This window comes from Nostoc sp. CALU 546 (assembly GCF_048836525.1).
The window spans coordinates 1-2,806 of record NZ_JAWJTF010000269.1; the positions used below are offsets into that span (position 1 = coordinate 1).

Here is a 2,806-nt window from a genome sequence, read left to right on the forward strand (position 1 = left end):
AAGTATCTGGAAAGCGCCAGGATGCGGACAATGTTTATCGGCAACTGCTGCGAGATACAAGAAATACCAAAATAATAACCCTTGCACGCGAAGGTTTGCGACGACTACAAGAAATGGAGCTTGAAGAAAGACAAAGAGCCATTTCTCAAGCAAAATCTGAACCGAATAATACCGAACTTGGCGTATTAGTTTTAGAGCCTCTCAGTAACGAGATTAAAACAGAAGCATCTCTAAAATTTGCCCAGATTATGCAGCTAGACCCCTACACTGCACGGTTGATACTGCCAAGTCGTGGCTGGAGGTTGTACCGCACTGGCCAAGTAGGAGAGCTAAAATTTTACGGCAAACAGTTACAGCAAGCTGGTATTCCTTGCTTTTGGGCAACAATAGCTCAAATTAAGCAAATTCAAGTTTATCAAGTCAAATATTTTCAAGCATCTACCCCACAGGTTACAGTTGTTTGCCGTAACGAGGCAAATCAACTCGGTTCTCTCACTTTTGACTGGTCAGAAGTCACAGCAAGAGTAGTGGGACTGTTGCCCATTTTCGAGGAAGTAGTAGATCGAGATGTGCGCGGTAAACTGGAACGGAAAACTCAAACACAAGACTATGCCCAGTTTTGTGATTTACACATACCAGGTAGACATTGTATTCTCCGATTTGATGATAGCGGCTATGAATTTCAGGAAGGTTTAGAAATCATTCCTCAAGCTAGCCAAAATACAATCAGAATTAATTGGAATATTTTATCGAGTTGGATTGACCAGCAACTACCTAAAGTCAAAATTTGGTCAGATTTCACGTCCTTTGCGGATACAACATTAGATCAAACAGAAATGCTGAGTCATATCAAGTCTCACATTCATTTGTTGCGTAGAGAACAGACTAATTGGGACTCAGCTTTTCAGCTATATAGTGGACTGGTGTTACTTAAAAATACTAATTAGTTGTGCAAATAAACCAACCCTAAAAAATGCAGTTGTAGTGGAGAAAATTAAGCGATCGCTCCTAAATTGGAGAGTTCCCCATCTACAACTGGCAAAGTCATCTTAACCTTATAATCTATAGAGACCGTAAGCTTACGGTCTCTATCAATTATTTAGGTGTTTTAACCTGACGTGCCATCTCTAAATAAGCACTCATATTCGCCCCTGGACGCCGACGACCATTAGAGCTTGTAGTCGAAGGAGCAAGATATTTTGGCGCAAAGGTTGTTTCAGTTGGCTGCTCTTTGATTACTTTGGCTGCTGCGGCTTTTGCATTTTTGCCAGGTTCAACTTTAAGACCCTCAGCAGTCTGGACTAGTTGAACATCAGCTGGTTTGGGATTTTTAGCTGATTTTGCCTTACCGTTAGCTGCGGCAGTTTTTGTTCCGTTCAATGAATCTGGCTTGGATGGAGTTGGTGCTTCTGATGCAATTGTTGCCGTTACTTTCTTAGCGTTTGATGCAACTGTCTCTGCTACTTTCTTCGCGTTCGATGCTACCTCTTTAGCAGCATCTTTAGCAGCATCTTTGGCTTCGTCCAATTCTAAGAAGTAGCCGTTGCTTTTCTTCTTTCCTGGTAAAAGTCCGGTAATGAAACCTAGAATACCCGAAATTAACTTTTTGATAAAATCCACTACAATTACTCCTGCCTGTTATAGTTGGAACTCGACCGTAATTGTTAAAAATTACGACAAAATGTTACATTTTCTACTTTGCGTCACCCCGTTCTGGTGACAACCCTTATAGGTTTGTGCTTAATTAACATTGTAGTAAAACTACAGGGCAAATGTTCTATCGCAAGCATTTGCAACCTGTATGCATCGAGAACTAATTATTAAATTTTACTGTAACTAAGAGCAAGATTCTGAAAGCAAGCTTTATAAAAATTAACATTTATTTGTTTAGTAAATACTTCTTGAATTGGAACGAGCAGTTTACTCTCAACCAGTGGGAGGAGTGTCATAGCCTATTGGCAGATGGTGAGCTTAATTAGTTAAATTTTATACAAATTATTTTTGAGTGCATTTCAGTTTTGCAAAAATATCTTTTAAAGAATCCGAAAAGCAATAGCTTCAGTTTGTAGAGCAGTAGTACCTACAAAAGTGAAATACACCCCTTACTTCAACCAGATTTTGTAAATGAACACCGAAAATCAGCAGCGCAATCCCGTTTTGTTAATACATGGGATTGAAGATACAGAAGCAGTTTTCCATAAAATGAGGGCATACCTCATACAACGGGGTTGGTCTGTATATAGCCTGAATCTGCTTCCTAATAATGGTGATGTGGGTCTTGATGAATTGGCAAAGCAGGTAGCAGATTATATTACAGCTACCTTTGCAGCAGAACAACGCCTAGATTTAGTAGGCTTCAGCATGGGAGGAATTGTCAGCCGTTACTATGTACAGCGACTGGGAGGAATAAACCGCGTGCAGCGGTTTATCACCATCTCTTCACCCCATCATGGAACTGTCGTTGCTTATGGTTCCAGGCGTCCTGGTTGCCTACAAATGCGCCCCGACAGCATTTTTCTCAAGGATTTAAATTCTGATGCTGTAATATTGGGGCAGCTAGGTTTTACATCTATCTGGACACCTTATGATATGATGATTGTCCCAGCAAATAGTTCACAAATGTCCGTAGGAAGTGAAGTAATAGTACCAGTTGCTCTACACCCTTGGATGCTGACAGACACGAGAAGTTTAGCAGTAGTGCAAGCAGCTTTAACAGAAGGTATTAAGCTGCCCTTGCTGAAGAAAAAATCCAGTCAGTAGCTAGAAGAATCGCCACGCTGGATTTATTCATCTTTAATTACGAATT

At 40.5% G+C, this 2,806-nt stretch carries 3 protein-coding genes; 2 read left to right on the plus strand and 1 reads right to left on the minus strand.

What is annotated here, in order from left to right:
• The coding region (locus RRG12_RS42555; protein ID WP_420763247.1) for a tetratricopeptide repeat protein at positions 1-947 on the plus strand (947 nt) is incomplete at its 5' end.
• 148 nt (positions 948-1,095) lie between these two features.
• Here the strand turns inward: RRG12_RS42555 and RRG12_RS42560 are convergent.
• Positions 1,096-1,620 (minus strand): hypothetical protein, encoded by a 525-nt coding sequence (locus RRG12_RS42560; protein ID WP_420762000.1) that lies wholly within the window; start codon positions 1,618-1,620, stop codon positions 1,096-1,098.
• A 504-nt stretch (positions 1,621-2,124) separates the two neighbouring features.
• On the opposite strand from RRG12_RS42560, the gene RRG12_RS42565 reads away from it, so the two are divergent.
• A complete protein-coding gene (locus RRG12_RS42565) occupies positions 2,125-2,760 on the plus strand; it encodes an esterase/lipase family protein (protein WP_420761999.1) in 636 nt (211 codons plus the stop codon).
• Positions 2,761-2,806 lie beyond the last annotated feature (46 nt).

What these genes read in the sequence shown, in the direction of transcription:
- RRG12_RS42565 (WP_420761999.1), top strand. Translation starts at nt 2,125, where the DNA reads ATGAACACCGAAAATCAGCAGCGCAATCCCGTTTTGTTAATACATGGG.